This window comes from Halogeometricum sp. S1BR25-6 (genome assembly GCF_031624495.1).
Lineage (GTDB): Archaea > Halobacteriota > Halobacteria > Halobacteriales > Haloferacaceae > Halogeometricum > Halogeometricum salsisoli.
Genome location: NZ_JAMQOP010000001.1, coordinates 300,570 through 317,052, shown reverse-complemented (window position 1 = coordinate 317,052; position 16,483 = coordinate 300,570). Strand labels below are relative to the sequence as shown.

The following is a 16,483-nucleotide window of genomic DNA, read 5'->3' as shown; positions in this document are numbered from 1 at the left end:
AATGGTACGTATCGTCGCCGTCTGCGGGAGCAGACGCGAGGGGAGTCACACCCTGAAGTCGCTCCGTATCGCCCTCGACGCCGCCGAAGCGGCCGGCGCCGAGACGGAGATGCTCGACCTGGGCGACGTGGACCTCCCGCTCTACCACCCGGACATCGACGAACAGGGCGACTCCGAACGTCTCACTCGACTCGTCCGCGAGGCGGACGGCCTCCTCATCGGGTCGCCCGTCTACCACGGGTCGTACTCCTCGACGTGGCGGAACTTTCACGACTACTGCTCGAAAGAGGAGTTCGAGAACACCGCCATCGGCCTCCTCGCCACCGCCGGGGGAGGGTCCTACGGTGCGACGTTGGAGCACATGCGGAGCACCGTCCGCGGCGTCCACGGCCGCGTCGTTCCCGAACAGGTCGGGGTCCGCGGCGCGTACAACGTCTACGACGGCGAGGAACTCACCGACGAGGACGTGCGCCGCCGTCTCGTCTCCCTCGCGGAATCGGTCGTCGAAGAGGCCGAACGACTGCAGGGCGGACGGACGCGCGCCCCCAGCGCGGACGACTGAGCCGCCGAGTCACTCCACCAACCGCTCCTTCTGCGGCCGCGAGAGCTGTTTTATCTCGTACTCGCGCGACATCGCAGCCGACTTCGACTCGTAGGACTCGGTGTGGACGAGTTCGACGGGCGTGCGTCCGCGGGTATACTTCGCCCCCTCGTCGGCGTCGTGTTCCTCGACGCGTCGCGCCACGTCCGTCGTGTACCCCGTGTACAGCGAGTCGTCCGAACAGCGGAGGACGTAGACGTAGTGCGCTCCCATCCTCACTCGACTTCGAGCGTCTCCACCACGTCCGCGAGGCGGGCGCTGTCGGGGACGGCGTGGGTGACCGTCAGCGGCGAGACGCTGACGGCGGCGTCGACCATCGCGCGGCGGTCCGACCCGACGGGGTACCGGTCGCGGTGCGTCTCCGCGAGGGGGAAGGGGTTCTCCCACCCGACGGCGTCGGGCCACGTCCGGTCGTGCAGTTCGACGCGGTGTTCGTCGGGCGCGAGTTCCCCCTCCCCCTCCTCCTCGTCGATTTCGACGACCTCCTGCCCGTAGTCGTGGTGCGGTTCGGTGAGCATCACCGGCGGTTCCGGGGAGTCGACGGGCGCGTTGACGTTCAGGAGGTCCACATCCTCGTAGACGCCCGACAAGAGGGCGCGTTCGACGAGGGCGACGGCGACGCGGGCGGGGCGGCCGAAGTCGTACTCCTCGGGCGGCGAGAGGAAGAAGTCCGTCGAGTGGTACGCGGAGACGGCGAGGGCGGGCGTGCCGAGGAACGCCGCCTCGATGCCCGCGCCGACGGTGCCGGAGCGACCGACGACGTAGTTGCCGGCGTTCGGACCGTCGTTGACGCCGGAGACGACGACGTCGAAGTCGGTATCCAGTCCGCGGAGGCCGTAGGCGACGCAGTCGGCGGGCGTGCCGCCGAGGGCGTACCCCCAGGGGTGCTCGCGGACGACGGCGGTGTGGGTGCGCGTGCGGCCGACGCCGCTCTGGTTGCCGTCGGGGGCGACGACGGTGACGTCGCCGAGGGCGGTGAGTTCCTCGCGGAGGGTGGCGATGCCCGGCGCGTCGATGCCGTCGTCGTTCGTCAGCAGGATGGAGTGTCCGTCGCTCATCGGATACCGGAGGGTACGCGGGGAGTCAAGTAGCGCTTCTGGTCTCTGGGGGAACGGACCGAGGCGTCGCTGGTCAGTCGAAGACGGGCCGGTGGTTCAGGCCGGCCGCGTACAAGAGGTTACGGCTTCGCGTGGTGGTCTTTCCTCCGCTTCAGCGGCTCAGACAGTGCGGGTTCGGTGTCGTGCGACTTCAGCGATGCCCGCGTTCGCCGAACAGTTTGGACAGGCGAGCAGACGCCCGTTACCGTCGGTGAACACGCGCGCGAAGCGCTCAGACACGTGCGACCCGCAGTGGTCGCAAGTTGGCATTGTTGAGTCCGGCAGCCACCACGTGTGCCGGTACCTCGGATACGACCGCCGCACGTAAAGGCCTTCGCGCGCGTGCGCGCAACGTTGCGAATCGTCCAGTGAGAGGGGTCGTAATCGGACGTATGTCTGATACGGTGTGGCACGGCAGCGCGGAACGTCAGAGAGGTCCTGCGGGCGACCGTCGGGACGGATGCTCAGCGCTCGTCGGCGTCGCTCCGGTCCGCCTCGCCGTCTCCCTCGGTCGCCCCGCGTGCGTCGCTCACGGCCCGGGCGACGAGGCCGGCCTGCGCGCCCGCGACGAATCCGGCGTCGACGTTGACCGTCGAGATGACGGTGCAGGACTGGAGCATCCCCGCGAGGGCCGCCTCCCCCGCGCCGCCGTGACCGTATCCGGTCGAGACCGGGAGACCGATAACCGGCGTGTCGACGAGGCCGGCGACCACGGTGGGAAGGGCGCCCTCGCGGCCGGCGGCGACGATGAGAACGTCCGCGTCACGGAGAGTATCGAGGTGGTCGAGAACGCGGCCGAGGTGGGCGACGCCGACGTCCTCGACGCGCGTCACCGACGCCCCCATCGCTTCGAGGATGACGGCCGCCTCGCCCGCCGCCTCGGCGTCCGAGGTGCCGCCCGTCACTAGACCGACCGTCGCGTCCAGCGTCGGCCCCTCGAAGTCGGGGGCGCGCGCGACGAGCGTCCTCGCCCGGTGGTCCCGGTCGAGCGTCGCCGTCTCGTCCAGTTCGTCCGCGACGGCGTCGACGTGGGCGTCGGTCGCGCGGGTGAGGATGGCCCGTCCGGTCGACCGGACGGCCGCCGTCGCCAGCGTCGCCGCCTCCTCGGGCGTCTTTCCCTCGGCGAGGATGGCCTCCGGAACGCCGCGTCGCGTCTCGCGGGCGGCGTCGAACCGCCCGGCGCCCGTCGTCGCGTACCCCGAGAGGCGCGCCTCCGCGACGGCCGGGTCGAGGTCGCCCGCCGCGACGGCTTCCAAGATGTCTCGCATGGACGTGCGTTCGCGGCCGAGGCCCACCTACCTATCGCTTCGGGCCGACCGACCCCCCGAAACCGAGTTCACGGGCGACACTGGGTCCGAGACGCCCGTAAGCGGCCGAACCCCCTTATGCGACCTCCCTATATATAAATCCGTCCCCTCCCAAAGGCCATATCTCGCGGATATGAGCGGAGAGGCGGCCGATTTGGGAAATCTTATTAAGTAGGCCCCAGAAGGGAGGCGTGTATGGCAGACCTTATTGTCAAGGCAGCCGTCAAGGAAGCGCTCAACGACAAGAACGTCGCTTCTGACTTCTACGACGCGCTCGACGAGGAAGTGAAGGAACTGCTCGAAGACGCCGCCCGCCGCGCGGAAGAGAACGACCGGAAGACGGTCCAGCCCCGCGACCTGTAATCCGGGTCCCCAAACCCCGTATCTTTCTTTGGACGCCGACCGACGAGCCACTCCGCCGCCCGGCGAACTAGTTACTCCACCGACAGCTACAGAAGTCGCCTCCACGTAGCGCCGCCGGTGTCCCGTCCACCGAAGTTCGCCCTCGGTCTCGCCGCGACGCTCCGTGGACTGCGCGAGTCCCGCGGTCAGTAGGTCCGCACGTCCACGCCGTCCGCGGTACCGACGTGCACTTCGTCGGCGAGTCCGACGAACAGACCGTGTTCGACGACGCCCGGCGTCGCCGAGAGGTCGGCGGCGAGCGATTCGGGGTCCGATAGCTCGCCGAAGTCGCAGTCCAACACGAGGTTGCCGTTGTCGGTGACGACCGGTCCGTCCTTTCTCTCCGCGGTCCGGAGGACCGGGTCACCGCCGAGGTCCTCGACGCCCGCCGAGACGAGCGTCCGGGCGGCGGGGAGCACTTCGAGCGGCACCGCCCGGTCGAGCGTTTCCGCGACCTTGGAGGGGTCGGCGACGACGACGAAGCGGTCGGCCGCCGCGTCGACCACCTTCTCGCGGGCGTGGGCCGCGCCGCCGCCCTTTATCAGATGTCCCGCTGAATCGACCTGATCCGCCCCGTCGATGGCGATATCGAGGGCCTCCACCTCGTCGAGGTCAAGGAGGGGGACGCCGGATTCACGGGCGAGTTGGCGCGAGGCGAACGAGGTGGCGACGCCGCGGACGCCGTCGAGGTCGCCCGCCTCGACCGCCCGTCCGAGGGCGCGGATGGCGAACGCCGCGGTGCTTCCGGTGCCGAGTCCGACCGTCTCGCCCGCGGAGACGAGGTCGGCCGCGCGTTCGGCCGCGCGGCGCTTCTGGTCGTCGCTTCCGCCGGTCGTCTTCATACCCGGTGCGTCGCGACAGGCCCGCACAAGCGTTGCGCTCTCGCGCCGACCGCGCACGCCTCGCCCACCGTTTTGGTGCTGGCCGTCTTCCCCGAAAATATGACACGCGTCGCCGTCGTCGCAGGTGTCGGTCCGGGACTCGGAGCGTCTATCGCCCGCAGGTTCGCCGCGGAGGGCTGTTCGGTCGCCCTGCTCGCGCGGTCGGCGTCCTACCTCGACGAACTCGCCGCGGAGTTGGAAGAGGGGCCGGGCGAGGCGCTCGCGGTGCCGACGGACCTCGCCGAACCCGACGAGATTCGGGCGGCGTTCGACGAGGTGCGCGGGACGTTCGGCCCCGTGGACGTGCTCGTCAATCACGCCAGCAGCGGTTCGTGGAAGGGCCTGCGGGAACTCTCCGTCGAGGAACTCGACCACGCGACGGCCGTCGGCGTCCGCGGTGCGTTCGTCTGCGCGCAGGAGGCCGTCGACGACATGCTGGAGCGAGGCGAGACGGAGAGCGACGAGAAGGCCGGGACGGTGCTGTTCACGGGCGCTACCTCCGCCGTCCGGGGACGCGAGGGTGCGCTCGGCTTCTCGGCGGCGAAGTTCGGCGCACGCGGGATGGCCGAGTCGATGGCGAAGGAACTCGGGTCGGCGGGCGTCCACGTCGCGCACGTCGTCCTCGATGGCGGGATTCTCCCGCCGAACCGGGAGGTGGACGACGAATCCGACTATCTCGACCCCGACGACATCGCCGAGACGTACTGGCACCTCGTCGAACAGGACACGGATACGATGACGTTCGAGACGCACGTCACGAACGGGACGGGCGACATCGAGTTCCTGTAGGGTCGGCGTCCGCGGCGGGCCGGGCCTCGTCGAGCCGGTCGTGGCAGAAGACAAATGTTTTCGGGTAGATACTTCTACCGCGGTGCGGTACCGGGAGTCGTGCGAGAACTACTGACAGACGAGACGGCGGTCGTAACAGGCGGTGCGAGCGGAATCGGACGGGCGATATCGCTACTCTTCGCCGAGGAGGGGTGCGACGTGGTCGTCGCGGACGTACAGGAGGAACCGCGGGAGGGAGACGAGCCGACTCACGAGCGAATCGAGGCCGAGACGGACGCGAGCGCGGCGTTCGTCGAGTGCGACGTGAGCCGATACGACGACCACCTCGACGCGATGGACGTCGCCGACGAGTTCGGCGGCGTCGACGTGATGGTGAACAACGCGGGCATCTTCCGCGCCGAGACGTTCCTCGACGAGGACGACGAGGTGTTCGACCGGACGATGGACGTCAACGTCCGCGGCGTCTACTACGGGGCGCGCGCGGCGGCGAATCGAATGGTCGAGGACGGCGGCGACGGCGGCAGCATCATCAACCTCTCCAGCGTCGCCGGCCTGCGCGGGTCGGCCGACTTCGTGAGCTACTGCACCTCGAAGGGCGCGGTTCGTCTGATGACGTACGCGCTCGCGGCCCGCCTCGGACCCGAGGGCGTCCGCGTCAACGCCGTCCACCCCGGCCTCATCGAGACGGCGATGACCACCGACGACGTGCCGATATTCGGAACGGACGCCGAGGACGCGTACACGCAGTCGATTCCGAGTCGGCGGAGCGGAACGCCCGAGGACGTCGCCGACGTGGCGCTCTACCTCGCGTCCGACCTCTCGGGGTACGTGAACGGCGAGTCCCTCTCGGTGGACGGCGGAATGGCGAACACGCAGTGAGCACGGGGGTCGAAGCCGGATTCAGAGCCGGTCGAGAACCGCATCGGCGTCGTACGCCAGGGAGAGCGACCGGGAGCGGCCGCGTCCGTCTATCTCGGCGTACTCTGTGTCGATGATACCGAGTTGATCGAGTTTGGTGACGATTTCGGAGTAACGCGTGTAGCCGAGTCCGGTCTCGTCGTGGAATCCCTCGTAGACGGTGCCGGCCTGTTCGCCGTCGTACTCGGCGACGACGCGCACCAGGGCGCGTTCGGAGTCGGAGAGGCCGCGGAGACAGCGCGAGAGGTGGACGTACTTCGATTTGTCGTAGGCCGCCTCAACGTCTTCGAGCGTCACGGTGCGACTGGCGCGCATCTCGGCGTGGAGGCCGGCGCGGCGGAGCAGGTCGATTCCGACCCTGAGGTCGCCGCTCTCGGCGGTGAGTTCGGCCACCCGGTCAAGTTCGGGGGCGCCGACGACGCTGTCGTGGAACCCGCGTTTCGCCCGCCCGCGGAGGATGTCGACGATTTCGTCGACGCCGTACACCGGGAAGTACACCTCCTCGGGCCGGAAGACGCTCTGAACGCGCCCGTCGAGTTCGTCGATGACGTCCAAGGCGAGGTCCGAAGAGACGATGATGACGCCGATGCGCGCCCCCGAGTGCGTCTCGTGGGCGCGGAGCAGCGAGTACAGCGTGTCCGAAGCTTCGTTCTCGTAGAACAGGTAGTTCACGTCGTCGAGCGCGACGGCGAGCACCTCGTCCTCCTCGACCAATCTGTCGGTTATCTGCCCGAACAGCTTCTTGAAGGAGATGCCCGAGGAGGGCGGTTCGTACTCGAAGATGTGCTCGAAGATGCGGGAGAAGACGGCGTATCTGGTGGAGTCGACCTGGCAGTTGACGCGCACGGCGCGGACGCCCGACTGCGCGCCGAGTTCGCCGTACAGTTTCTGGACGGCGGTGGTCTTGCCCGTCCCCGGCGGACCGCGGACGGTGGTGTTGAGCGGGCGGGACCCCCGGACGGCCGGACGCAGCGCGTACTTGAGACTCTGCAACTGCGTCTCGCGGTGGTTGAACGTCTCCGGAACGTAGTCTATCTCGAAGACGTGCTCGTCGCGGAACACCGTCTCGTCCCACGACAGCATCCCCTCCTCGGGGTCCTCGCTCATCGGTTGAATCACGCAGAGCAGTCTACTTAACCGTTCCCCAGCGCCGGAGTGAAAGTGAAATAACGGACGAAACCGACGGACGGCGTCGCGTGTCCACTGACGCCGGATTCGATTCGGCGCGTCGACTCGACCCGGCGCCAGTCGACCTCACTCGGTGACGAGGACGTAGACGCGGGAGGCGGCGAACAGGCTGACGGCCAGTCCGACGAGTCCGATAGCGACCCCGACCGGACCGACGCCGAAGCCCAAGCCGGTCCACGCGACGGAGAGACCGATGCCCGCCAGCGCGAGGAAGAATAGGATGAGCGTCGCGGTTCCGACCACGTCCCACATCGCGTCCCGCGTCGCGCGGTAGACGACGTCGTACGTCGGGCCGTCGCGCGGGTCGGCCGCCGTCGACCCGCCGTCGGTCGTCGTAGCGGTCGAGTCGACGGCGGCGCGGTCGTCGCGACGAGAACCGTCCGCATCGGTGGCGGGAGGGGGGTCCGTCTCGGAGACCATACTCGACCGTCGACGGCGAATCGTGATAAACTTCCGTCAGAACCTGGAGCTAGAACTTCTCCAGCAGGCGGTCGTAGAAGCCGGAGGCGTCCTCGCCGGCGAGTTTCTCCACGATGAGTTCCGGCGTCGACCGCGCGAGGTGGTTCTTGACGGGAGAGCGGTTGACGACGAGTTCTCCGTTCTCCAGCCCCACGGCCTCGATGCCGTCGACGGCGACGGCGAATCCGGCGGCCTCGCGTATCTCGTCGGCGAGGTGGGAGACGAACACCGCCGTCGAGGACTGGTCGTCCAGCGCTTCGAGGATGCCGGCGATTATCTTCGCCGAGGCGCCGGGTTCGGTGATGCTCTCCAGTTCGTCGACGAGCACCAACCGGTCGGTCTCGCCGTCGACGAGTTCGCGGAAGTCCCGGAGCGTACTCTCGAACGCCCCGGCGTCGAGCGTTCCCTGCGACTTCGCGTAGTAATGTAACTCCGAGAAGCGTTCGAGTTCGACGCGGTCGGCCGGGACGGGCAACCCCATCTGCGCGAGGACGACGACGAGGGCCACCAAATCGAGCGTCGACGTCTTCCCGCCGGAGTTGACCCCCGAGAGGAGCGTGACGCCCGAGACGCCGTAGTCGACGGGGTCGGCTGCCTCGAACGGCACGTCGAGCAGGGGCGAGCGGCCGCCCTCGATGGCGAACCCCGCCGGGTCGTCCGCGTCTCCCCCTTCGACGAACTCGGGCATCGAACACTCGAAGTCGCGGGCGAACCGCGAGACGGCGAGTTCCACGTCGAGTTCGAGGGCGTCCGTCACCATCTCGTTCGCGGGGTCGCGGAGCGCCGAGAGGTCCGCGGCGAGTTCGCGTTTCAAGCGGATGGCCCGGCGGTCCCGCCCCGCCTTCAACTCCGTGCGGAGGCGCGAGAGCATCTCCTCGTCGTAGCCGACGGGAAAGGAGGGGTCGTCCGAAAAGATTCGGTTCGCGATGTCGGCCTCTTCGGGTCGCAGCGAGAGCGACTCGACGAGGTGCTCGCGGGCCGCGGCGACGGCCCCGGCGTACTGGTCTTCGAGTTCCCGCGAGAGCAGCGAGTCGACGCGGGCGCCCTGTTCGACCAGGGAGAGAAAGTCCGTCCCCTCGATGGTCACGTCGCGTTCGCGGATGGCGTCGCGGAGGTGGTCGTTGGCGACCGATTCGGCGGTCGAGACGGCGGCGTCGGCGTCGTCGACGGCGTTCGTCAGGCGGTCGAGTTCCTCGTCGCCGACGACGGTGCCGTCGTCGTCTAACCGGGTGAGCGCGTCGCGGAGCGAGTCGAGGTCGCAGGGGATGTCCATCCCCGCCGCCTCGTGCACGTCGGCGGCGGCGCGGATGCGCCCGCGGTTCTGCGCGAAGAAGGCCAGCACTCGTTCGGGGACGATGTCGTCCGGGTGCTCCTCGGCGTCGGGGCGGACGCGCACGTCGCCCTCAACGTCGACACCCGCGAACTCCTCGTCGAGGGCGACGACGGTGGCGTACGACCGGGCGAGTTCGGCGAGGCCGCGGGCGTCCTCGACGACTTCGACGGAGAGTTCCGGGAAGGCGTCCTTCGCGGCGGCGTAGCGCTCCGCGTCGGCGGTGGCGAGACAGCGCTCTCGGACCCGGATGCCCGAGGCGGGTTCGAGCGATGCGACCCCGTCGAGGGCGTCGAGGACCGCCGGGTCCGGGTCTCGCTCCATCGCCTCGGCGGCGAACGCCCGGACCTCCTCGATTCTGGACGCAGAGGCGGTGGGAAAGAGCGTCTCCAGTCGCTTCTCGGCGTAGGTGGTGACGGTCCGCTCGCGGAGCAGAGAGAGCACGTCGCGGTAGACTTCGCGGGCGCGGTCGGTGGCAAGGAAGTCGCCGTCGTCGCCGTGACGGCGGCGGATGGCGCCGCGGGCGATGGCCGCCGCGCGGCCCTCGGTGAGTCCCGGGGCGCGAGCGAGGGCGGCCACGTCGCCGGCCGCGAGGGCTCGCTCGGCGTCGTCGAGTTCCGACAGCGACTTCGCCGTCTTCTCCCCGACGCCCGGGATGGCCTCGAACTCCATTCGGGGTGGAGTATCGCCCCCTCGGAGAAAACGTTACGGGTCCGATGGGGACGCCTTCGGGGCCAGGTCTGGCGGTCGACAGTAAACGACCTTGCGCGAGACTATCCGTAGCTCTCCACGTCGAGGAACTCCTCGCCGACGCCGAGGGAGGCGACGACGTTCTCGATGGGGTCGCACATCGCGCCGATGCCGCAGACGTACACCTCCATCTTCGCGGGGTCGACGCGGGCGCCGCCGTCCACGTCCACGGTCGGTTCCTTCTCGGCGTAGTCGGCGAACTCCTCGGGGAGGGCGTCGAGGTCGGTCGCCTCGCGGTCGAGATACCGGAGGAGGCAGTACTGGACGTAGTCGGTCTCTCCCTCCCACTCGGTGAGGTAGTTCTCGCGGGAGAGCGTCGGCACGTAGTGGAAGTTCTCCCGTTCGTCGTCCAACTGGCGGAACTCCTCGTGATAGGGCAGATGGTCCTCCCACGACGACCCGAGGAACAGCCACACGTCCCGGTCGTCGCCGTCGTACTGGTCCATCTCCTCCTCGAAGACGTAGTTGATCATGCTCTTGAACGGGGCGACGCCCGTCCCGGTGGCGATGAAGACGAGGTCACGTTCGGAGGGCTTCTCCAGCATGAGTTCGTCGCCGTACGGTCCGCGGACGAACAGCGAGTCGCCCTCCTTCGTCTCCGTGCACAGGTGCGGCGTGAGTTCGCCGCCCGGCACCCGCCGGATGCAGAGTTCGACGTAGTCGCGGTTGGGCGAACTGGCGATGGAGTAGACGCGCGGTTCCTCGTCGCCGTAGCTGATTCTGGCGTACTGACCGGGGACGTAGTCGAACGTGGTGTCGTCGGGGTCGTCCGCCGCCTCGCCCACCTCGAAGCGGATGCGGACGAGCGAGGGGTAGGGCCGTTCGAGCCGCTTTTTCAGCGCCTCCAGTTTCCCCCCGAGTTCCTCTTCGCCCTGCGCCGACAGTTCCGCGGTCACCCGGTCCCAGGCGTCCCCGCTCTCGCCTAAGGGTCCGAGGGTATCCTCGATGTCGAGCCGTTGGCGTATCGCTTCGCGGTGGGTGTCGACCGCCGCCTCGATCTCCTCCTCGCGGTCCCGGTCCATCACGGCGACGTCGGTGACGGTGGCGTCGTGGTCCTCTATCTCCGCCTCGGCCGCGCGCGATTCGATGGCAGGGTCAACCGGCATTACCAGCCGGTTCGTCGGCGCGCGTTGTTATCCTGACGGCGGAGAGCCGGCGGCCCCGGCCGAGGACAACGTACTTTTGACGCTCCGGGGGGAAGTCACCCGCATGTCAGACGCGGACACGCCCGACGACCCGGCCCCCACGCTCGCGGAGAAGACCGCGGCGGCGCGCGCGTCGCTCCGAGAGCGGGACGGCGTCCTCGTCGCGTTCTCCGGCGGCGTCGACTCCGCCGTCGTCGCCGCCCTCGCCCGCGACGCCCTCGGCGACGACGCCGTCGCCTGCACGGCGAAGTCCGAGACGCTCCCCGCCGAGGAGTTGGAGGACGCCCGCCGCGTGGCCGAGGAGATAGGCATCCGACACGAAGTCGTCGAGTTCTCCGAACTGGACAACCCCGACTTCGTCGAGAACGACGGCGACCGGTGTTACCACTGCCGGACGATGCGCCTCGGCCGGATGTACGACGCCGCTCGGGAGCGGGGAATCGAGACGGTCTGCGACGGCACGAACGCCTCCGACCCCGGCGAGGGCCACCGACCGGGTCTCCGCGCCGTCGAGGAGTTGGAGGTGCTCTCACCCCTTCTCGCGCACGACCTCTCGAAGGAGGAGGTGCGCGACGTCGCCGACGACTACGGTCTCTCGGTCGCGGAGAAACCCTCGATGGCGTGTCTGTCCTCGCGCATCCCCACGGGGCTTGAGGTCACCGAAGAGCGACTGAGCCGCGTCGAGAAGGCCGAACGCGCCGTCCGCCAGTGGGGGTTCTCGCAGTTCCGCGTCCGCGACCACGACGGCCTCGCCCGCATCGAAATCGCCCGTGAGGAGTTGGAGACGGCGCTCGACCCCGACTTCGCCGCCGCCGTCCGGGAGCGCCTGTCGGAACTCGGGTTCGACCACGTCACCCTCGACCTGCACGGCTACCAGACGGGGAGCGTCAGTCCGGCCGCGGAGGCCGACGGCGACGGGGAAACCGACGCCGACGCCGGTTCCAACGCCGAGTCCGCGGGCGACGAACCCCTCGTCGAGGACGTGTTCGCCTCCGAGTACCCGACGAAGTGACGCGCGGCGGCGGGGTGACAGGGCACACGCGAGTATTATCGACTCAGCGCGCGTCAAGAGACGAATGAAGGAGATTCTGACGAGTATCGAGATAGCCGCAACGCCCGAGCGAGTGTGGACCGTACTCACCGACTTCGAGGCCTACGACGAGTGGAACCCGTTCGCGCGAATCGCCGGGAAGCCGAACGTCGGGGCGCACCCGCAGGTTCGGCTGACGCCGCCGGACGGCCGGGCGATGACGTTCCGTCCCGAAGTGACCGTCGTCGAACCGGACCGCGAACTCAGATGGCTCGGCCACCTGTACGTTCCGGGACTGTTCGACGGCGAGCACCGCTTCGTCCTCGAACCCCTCGACGGCGGGGCGCGAACCCGGTTCGTCCACGCCGAGACGTTCGGCGGCGTCCTCGCCGGTCCGCTCCTCCGGATGGTCGGCGACGACACGCAAGCCGGCTTCGAGGCGATGAACGGGGCGCTGAAGCGCCGTGCGGAGGAGAGAACCGAGAAAGAGCAGGCGCCCCGCCCGTCGACGGCGGAGTGAGACGCGCGAGTCCCTATCCTTTTTACCCGACTGAGTTGACACAACGAGACGTGTATCCCACCCGAGGAGCGAATCGGTCGTGAGTGAGGGCATCCTCCAGCGCGGCGTCCGAAACGCCATCGAACACCCTGACGTAGTGTATCGGCTGCTGTTCGGCGTCCTGGTCGCGTTCGTCCTCCTCCTGTTCGGGTTCCCCCTCTACTGGTTGCTCGTGCTGGCCGTGACCCCGCCGGCGGCCGTCAACGGCCTCGGTATCGCGCCGGAGACGCTGACGGCGTCGAACCTCGTCGCCGTCGCCGCGTTCACCCCCTTCCTCAGACACCTCCTCAACGGCCTGCTCGTCGCCGCACTCAGCACTGCGCTCGTCCTCGTCGTCGGGTCGTTGGCGGGGTACGCGTTCGGACGCCTGTCGTTCCCCGGCCGCCGACCCCTCCTGCTCCTGTTTCTGGCTCTCGCCTACGTCCCGCCGGCGGCGTTCCTCGTTCCCCTGTTCCGTCTGTTCACCGGCCTCTCGGTGCCGCTCGGGCCGGTGACGGTGGCGACGCCCACCCTGTACAACACGCCGGCGGCCGTCGTCCTGCCCACGTCGATGCTGACGATGCCGTTGGCGGTCTACGTGCTGATGGTGTTCTACGCGCAGATACCCGAGGAGTTGGAGGCGGCGGCGCGCGTCGAGGGGGCGACCCGGCTCGGCGCGCTCAGACGCGTCGTGCTCCCCCTCGCTCGCCCCGGAATCGCCACGGCGGGCGTCCTCACGTTCGTCCAGGTGTACAACGAGTTCTTCTTCTCGTACCTCATGACCGACGGCGACCCGGACCACTGGGCGCCGCTCGCGCCGTTCGTCTACGGTCTCCGGTACTCCGAGGCGACGCTCGGCGCGGCCGCCGCCGTCCTCGGACTGCTCCCCATCGTCGTGATTCTCCTCGTCGCCAACGACTACCTCGTCGACGGACTCGCCGCGACGGTCCCGGCGGAGCGCTGAGCGCCGACGCCGAGGAGTTACGGCGCCGCGGCCCGACGTCTCCGGCGATGGTCGACAAGGACGCGGTCCGCCGGTCGTACGACGAGCTGGCCGACGCCTACGCCGCACAGCGGGGCGAAGACGGCCGGGACGTCGCTATCCTCTCGGCGTTCCTCGAGACGCTTCCCGAATCGCCGCGCGTCCTCGACGCCGGGTGCGGGCGGGGGACGCCGGTGCTCTCGCGGGCGAGCGCCGAGGGGGACGCCGTCGGCCTCGACTTCTCGCGGGCGCAACTCCGCGCGGCGACCGAGAACGCCCCCGAGGCGTCTCACGTCCGCGGGGACATGGCGGCGCTGCCGTTCGCCGACGACGCGTTCGACGCCGTCGTCGCCTACTGGTCGCTCATCCACCTCCCGGCGGCCGAACACCCGACGGTCCTCGACGAGTTCGCGCGGGTCCTGCGACCCGGCGGTCGGGTGCTCCTCTCGGAGGGGACGACGGCGTGGGACGGCGAGAACCCGGATTGGCTCGACACGGGCGTCTCCATGGAGTGGAGTATCGCCGGCGCGGCGACGACGCGCGAACACCTTCGAGGGGCGGGGTTCGCCGTCGTCGACGAGTGGGGCACCCGGTCACCGCTGGCGGCGGACCGCGCGGAGGAGGCCGAGGACCGGACGCCGTGGACGTTCTTCGCCGCGCGACTCGAATCCTAGGGCGACCCGACGGGGAGTCACGTCGTCGCACGCGAGAGATTCCCCGGAGCCGCCTCGGAGAGCGTACGAAGCAGATTCGAACGGTCATCGATGTCCACGTCCCGCCCGAGGACGTGTGGACAGGGCTCACTGACTTCGAGGCGTACGGGTCCTGAACCGAAACCCGTTCGCGCGAATCACCCGGCGGGCGACCGTCGGAGCACGGCCCCACGTCCGACTCACGCCCCCGAACGGCGGAGAGGAAGCCGTCGGCGGCCGGTGGTCGGAGCGTTTCGACCCGGTTCTGGTCGTCGGAAAAGGTGCGAGACAGCCGACGGTTCAGGCCGCGCGGTCTTCGCGGGACGCGAGCAGGAGGCGAAGCGCCTCGTACCCGAGTACCAGCCCGACCGCGATTCCGCCGGCCAGCGCCGGGCGAAGACTCGGCTCAGCGGCCCACCGGAGGAGGACCGGGTCGGGGCTGCCGAGGTAGCCCACGACGATGGCGACCAGCCACACCGGACGGCGGGCGGTGCTGATGGCGAGACGGGCCCGCAGCATCCGCCGCGAGCGACCGTAGCGGCGCAGGAGGAACGACGCGAGTTCGAACGCGCCGACGAGGACCCCCGCGATGATTAGGGGCGTGTACACCGCGAGGTCGTTGGCCGCGAGCGTCTCGGTGACCACCGCGGGAAGAAGGTCGTAGTAGCCCGTCGGGGCCGGTAGGGGGCTGAGGAGGTAGCCGACGAGCGCCGCGAACACGGCGACGTGGGGACGGTAGGCTGCCAGTCCCTCGGCGGTGGGAACCAGCGACCCCTTCCCGGTCCAGCGCAGGAGGAACAGCGTCCCCTCGAACAGCGTGATCATCGTCGTCCCGACGATGATGGGCGCCATCCCCGTCGGGTCGGGGCTGACGAAGAACGCCAGACCGAGGAAGGACGCCCAGAAGATGAGACGGCGCTGGACCAACCACTCCCGAGTGACGAGGTTCATCATGATGGCGAGCATGATGAACAGTGGAATCTGGAAGATGATGGCGTTGTAGCCCATCAGGATGAGGATGAGGTTGAACGTCTCCTTCAGTCCGAAGGCGACGACGGCCGTTCCGGTGGTGTAGGAGGTGAAGTACGCGAAGATGGCCGGGAGGACGACGAAGTGCGCGAAGGCGACGCCGACGAACGCGAGGATGAGACTCGTCGGCACGGCGGCGAGGTAGTAGCGGCGCTCCCGGGGGAACAGGCCGGGGCGCATGAACAGGTAGGTCTGGTAGACGAACACCGGCAGACCGACGATGAGACCGGCGAGTCCGGCGACCTTCAGTTCGGTCAGGACGAGTTCGAGCGGACCGTACACCCGTGGGCGGCGGTCGACTATCTCCGGTGCCCCGGGAATGTGTTTGTTCCACAGGAAGTTGATGACGTCCGCCGAACTCACGAAGTTCAGGTTCAGCGCCGAGTTCGCCAGGTCGGCGCCGGGGTAGAGCAGGAGGGTGATGAGGCCGCCGACGAGGAACACCGCCGCGAGGCGGTTGACCATCTCCTCGATGTGCTCGGCCAGCGGCATCTCCTGGTCTGACTCCGGCCCGTCGCCGAACATCCCCTGGTCGACGTCGTCGTCGTCCGCGAAGTCGTTGCGGGACTGTCCGGGAGCGGTGGAGGCGGAGACGGAGGCGGGCGCGCCGCCGTCGGTGTCGGCGACGGCGGCCGGGTCGTCGTCGGCCACCTCCCGCCGTTCGGCCGCCTCGGTGTCGGGGTACTCGTGGCCCTCGGGCCAGAGGGGGTCGTCGTCCTCGTCGGCGGAATCAGGGTCGGCGGCGGCGGAGTCGGAATCAGGGTCGGCGGTGGCGGAGTCGGAATCAGTGTCGTCGGCGTCGGCGTTGCCGTCGGAGTTGGGGTCGGGGTCGGGGTCGGCGGCCGCACCGTCCCCGTCTACCTCCTCGCCGGAGACGTCCGTCGCTCGCTCGTCGCCCGGCGGCGGGACGAGCCCCTCGCGTTCGAGGGGGACGTCGTCCTCCTCGTCGGGGTCACCCTCCGCGTCGGGTCGGCCGTCGGACGTCGCGGCGACGTCGGGCCGGTCGTCGCTCCCCTCGGAATCCGCATCGGCGTCCGCGTCGGTGTCACCGTCTCGGTCGGGACTGTCGATTCCGTCCTCGTGTTCGACGTCCGCGTCTTCGTCTCCGTTCGCGTCCGCGTCTGCATCGGTCTCGTCGGAGGCGTAGCCGTCGCTCTCGGTGTCGTCCGCGTCCCCGCCCCCGTCGGTCGGCGTCTGGGACGACTCGGTCTCGTCGTCGTCCGGGGTCGAATCGTCGGACTCGTCGGGGTCCGTCGGCGGACGCTCCGACTCCGAATCGTCGGCCATTCACCAGAGATTCACTTCCCGGTTCTTATAGGCCTTTCCGGATAGCCGCGTCGCGAGA

The 16,483-nt window shown here is 69.1% G+C and carries 17 protein-coding genes and 1 pseudogene; 8 read left to right on the top strand and 10 right to left on the bottom strand.

Annotated features, from left to right (window positions below; translation table 11 throughout):
* The first annotated feature begins 1 nt into the window (after nucleotide 1).
* Nucleotides 2-562, top strand: coding sequence for an NADPH-dependent FMN reductase (locus NDI76_RS01640; RefSeq protein ID WP_310922237.1), 561 nt, complete (start codon nucleotides 2-4; stop codon nucleotides 560-562).
* A gap of 9 nt (nucleotides 563-571) precedes the next feature.
* Here the strand turns inward: NDI76_RS01640 and NDI76_RS01635 are convergent, their stop codons facing one another.
* From NDI76_RS01635 to larB, 4 genes are all read right to left on the bottom strand, one after another.
* Nucleotides 572-814, bottom strand: coding sequence for a GIY-YIG nuclease family protein (locus NDI76_RS01635; protein ID WP_310922236.1), 243 nt, complete (start codon nucleotides 812-814; stop codon nucleotides 572-574).
* Nucleotides 815-816: 2 nt separating this feature from the next.
* The gene (gene surE / locus NDI76_RS01630; protein WP_310922235.1) at nucleotides 817-1,659 is read right to left on the bottom strand and encodes a 5'/3'-nucleotidase SurE; all 843 of its coding nucleotides are present in this window, start codon (nucleotides 1,657-1,659) and stop codon (nucleotides 817-819) included.
* A gap of 159 nt (nucleotides 1,660-1,818) precedes the next feature.
* A complete protein-coding gene (locus NDI76_RS22545; protein ID WP_425498311.1) occupies nucleotides 1,819-1,968 on the bottom strand; it encodes a DUF7563 family protein in 150 nt (49 codons plus the stop codon).
* A 194-nt stretch (nucleotides 1,969-2,162) separates the two neighbouring features.
* The gene (gene larB / locus NDI76_RS01625) at nucleotides 2,163-2,966 is read right to left on the bottom strand and encodes a nickel pincer cofactor biosynthesis protein LarB (protein ID WP_310922234.1); all 804 of its coding nucleotides are present in this window, start codon (nucleotides 2,964-2,966) and stop codon (nucleotides 2,163-2,165) included.
* 234 nt (nucleotides 2,967-3,200) lie between these two features.
* Between larB and NDI76_RS01620 the strand changes: the two genes are divergently transcribed.
* Nucleotides 3,201-3,368, top strand: coding sequence for a DUF1931 family protein (locus tag NDI76_RS01620; RefSeq protein WP_006055446.1), 168 nt, complete (start codon nucleotides 3,201-3,203; stop codon nucleotides 3,366-3,368).
* A 185-nt stretch (nucleotides 3,369-3,553) separates the two neighbouring features.
* On the opposite strand, the gene rpiA is transcribed toward NDI76_RS01620, so the two are convergent.
* The gene (gene rpiA, locus NDI76_RS01615) at nucleotides 3,554-4,249 is read right to left on the bottom strand and encodes a ribose-5-phosphate isomerase RpiA (protein ID WP_310922232.1); all 696 of its coding nucleotides are present in this window, start codon (nucleotides 4,247-4,249) and stop codon (nucleotides 3,554-3,556) included.
* A gap of 99 nt (nucleotides 4,250-4,348) precedes the next feature.
* On the opposite strand from rpiA, the gene NDI76_RS01610 reads away from it, so the two are divergent.
* Together NDI76_RS01610 and NDI76_RS01605 are read left to right on the top strand one after the other, a co-directional pair.
* The gene (locus tag NDI76_RS01610) at nucleotides 4,349-5,077 is read left to right on the top strand and encodes an SDR family NAD(P)-dependent oxidoreductase (protein ID WP_310922231.1); all 729 of its coding nucleotides are present in this window, start codon (nucleotides 4,349-4,351) and stop codon (nucleotides 5,075-5,077) included.
* Nucleotides 5,078-5,176: 99 nt separating this feature from the next.
* The gene (locus NDI76_RS01605; protein ID WP_310922230.1) at nucleotides 5,177-5,956 is read left to right on the top strand and encodes an SDR family oxidoreductase; all 780 of its coding nucleotides are present in this window, start codon (nucleotides 5,177-5,179) and stop codon (nucleotides 5,954-5,956) included.
* A 21-nt stretch (nucleotides 5,957-5,977) separates the two neighbouring features.
* Here NDI76_RS01605 and NDI76_RS01600 read toward each other — a convergent pair whose 3' ends face one another.
* The 4 genes from NDI76_RS01600 to NDI76_RS01585 form a co-directional block, all read right to left on the bottom strand.
* Nucleotides 5,978-7,102 carry an ORC1-type DNA replication protein gene (locus NDI76_RS01600; protein ID WP_310922229.1) on the bottom strand — a complete coding sequence of 375 codons (1,125 nt, stop codon included), beginning with the start codon at nucleotides 7,100-7,102 and terminating at the stop codon, nucleotides 5,978-5,980.
* Nucleotides 7,103-7,249: 147 nt separating this feature from the next.
* Nucleotides 7,250-7,603 carry a hypothetical protein gene (locus NDI76_RS01595; RefSeq protein WP_310922227.1) on the bottom strand — a complete coding sequence of 118 codons (354 nt, stop codon included), beginning with the start codon at nucleotides 7,601-7,603 and terminating at the stop codon, nucleotides 7,250-7,252.
* A gap of 49 nt (nucleotides 7,604-7,652) precedes the next feature.
* Nucleotides 7,653-9,644, bottom strand: coding sequence for a MutS-related protein (locus tag NDI76_RS01590; RefSeq protein WP_310922226.1), 1,992 nt, complete (start codon nucleotides 9,642-9,644; stop codon nucleotides 7,653-7,655).
* Between the two features lie 101 nt (nucleotides 9,645-9,745).
* Nucleotides 9,746-10,828, bottom strand: coding sequence for a ferredoxin--NADP reductase (locus tag NDI76_RS01585; protein ID WP_310922225.1), 1,083 nt, complete (start codon nucleotides 10,826-10,828; stop codon nucleotides 9,746-9,748).
* A 103-nt stretch (nucleotides 10,829-10,931) separates the two neighbouring features.
* Here NDI76_RS01585 and larE point away from each other — a divergent pair, with 103 nt between their 5' ends.
* The 4 genes from larE to NDI76_RS01565 all read left to right on the top strand — a co-directional run bounded on the left by larE (nucleotide 10,932) and on the right by NDI76_RS01565 (nucleotide 14,091).
* Entirely contained in the window at nucleotides 10,932-11,879 is a 948-nt protein-coding gene (gene larE / locus NDI76_RS01580; RefSeq protein WP_310922224.1) for an ATP-dependent sacrificial sulfur transferase LarE, read from the top strand.
* A 64-nt stretch (nucleotides 11,880-11,943) separates the two neighbouring features.
* The gene (locus NDI76_RS01575; protein WP_310922223.1) at nucleotides 11,944-12,417 is read left to right on the top strand and encodes an SRPBCC family protein; all 474 of its coding nucleotides are present in this window, start codon (nucleotides 11,944-11,946) and stop codon (nucleotides 12,415-12,417) included.
* A 79-nt stretch (nucleotides 12,418-12,496) separates the two neighbouring features.
* On the top strand, nucleotides 12,497-13,399 hold the full coding sequence (locus NDI76_RS01570; protein ID WP_310922222.1) for a carbohydrate ABC transporter permease: 903 nt from the start codon (nucleotides 12,497-12,499) through the stop codon (nucleotides 13,397-13,399).
* A 47-nt stretch (nucleotides 13,400-13,446) separates the two neighbouring features.
* Nucleotides 13,447-14,091 carry a class I SAM-dependent methyltransferase gene (locus tag NDI76_RS01565; RefSeq protein WP_310922221.1) on the top strand — a complete coding sequence of 215 codons (645 nt, stop codon included), beginning with the start codon at nucleotides 13,447-13,449 and terminating at the stop codon, nucleotides 14,089-14,091.
* 792 nt (nucleotides 14,092-14,883) lie between these two features.
* Here NDI76_RS01565 and tatC read toward each other — a convergent pair.
* A pseudogene (tatC, locus tag NDI76_RS01560) lies at nucleotides 14,884-16,425 on the bottom strand (twin-arginine translocase subunit TatC); the annotation flags it as partial.
* Between the last annotated feature and the right edge of the window lie 58 nt (nucleotides 16,426-16,483).

Coding starts and splice junctions, on each gene's coding strand:
- NDI76_RS01565 (WP_310922221.1), top strand. CDS start 13,447: ATGGTCGACAAGGACGCGGTCCGCCGGTCGTACGACGAGCTGGCCGAC.
- NDI76_RS22545 (WP_425498311.1), bottom strand. CDS start 1,968: ATGCCAACTTGCGACCACTGCGGGTCGCACGTGTCTGAGCGCTTCGCG.
- NDI76_RS01620 (WP_006055446.1), top strand. CDS start 3,201: ATGGCAGACCTTATTGTCAAGGCAGCCGTCAAGGAAGCGCTCAACGAC.
- NDI76_RS01575 (WP_310922223.1), top strand. CDS start 11,944: ATGAAGGAGATTCTGACGAGTATCGAGATAGCCGCAACGCCCGAGCGA.
- surE (WP_310922235.1), bottom strand. CDS start 1,659: ATGAGCGACGGACACTCCATCCTGCTGACGAACGACGACGGCATCGAC.
- NDI76_RS01585 (WP_310922225.1), bottom strand. CDS start 10,828: ATGCCGGTTGACCCTGCCATCGAATCGCGCGCGGCCGAGGCGGAGATA.
- NDI76_RS01635 (WP_310922236.1), bottom strand. CDS start 814: ATGGGAGCGCACTACGTCTACGTCCTCCGCTGTTCGGACGACTCGCTG.
- NDI76_RS01590 (WP_310922226.1), bottom strand. CDS start 9,644: ATGGAGTTCGAGGCCATCCCGGGCGTCGGGGAGAAGACGGCGAAGTCG.
- NDI76_RS01595 (WP_310922227.1), bottom strand. CDS start 7,603: ATGGTCTCCGAGACGGACCCCCCTCCCGCCACCGATGCGGACGGTTCT.
- larB (WP_310922234.1), bottom strand. CDS start 2,966: ATGCGAGACATCTTGGAAGCCGTCGCGGCGGGCGACCTCGACCCGGCC.
- NDI76_RS01640 (WP_310922237.1), top strand. CDS start 2: ATGGTACGTATCGTCGCCGTCTGCGGGAGCAGACGCGAGGGGAGTCAC.
- rpiA (WP_310922232.1), bottom strand. CDS start 4,249: ATGAAGACGACCGGCGGAAGCGACGACCAGAAGCGCCGCGCGGCCGAA.
- NDI76_RS01610 (WP_310922231.1), top strand. CDS start 4,349: ATGACACGCGTCGCCGTCGTCGCAGGTGTCGGTCCGGGACTCGGAGCG.
- NDI76_RS01600 (WP_310922229.1), bottom strand. CDS start 7,102: ATGAGCGAGGACCCCGAGGAGGGGATGCTGTCGTGGGACGAGACGGTG.
- larE (WP_310922224.1), top strand. CDS start 10,932: ATGTCAGACGCGGACACGCCCGACGACCCGGCCCCCACGCTCGCGGAG.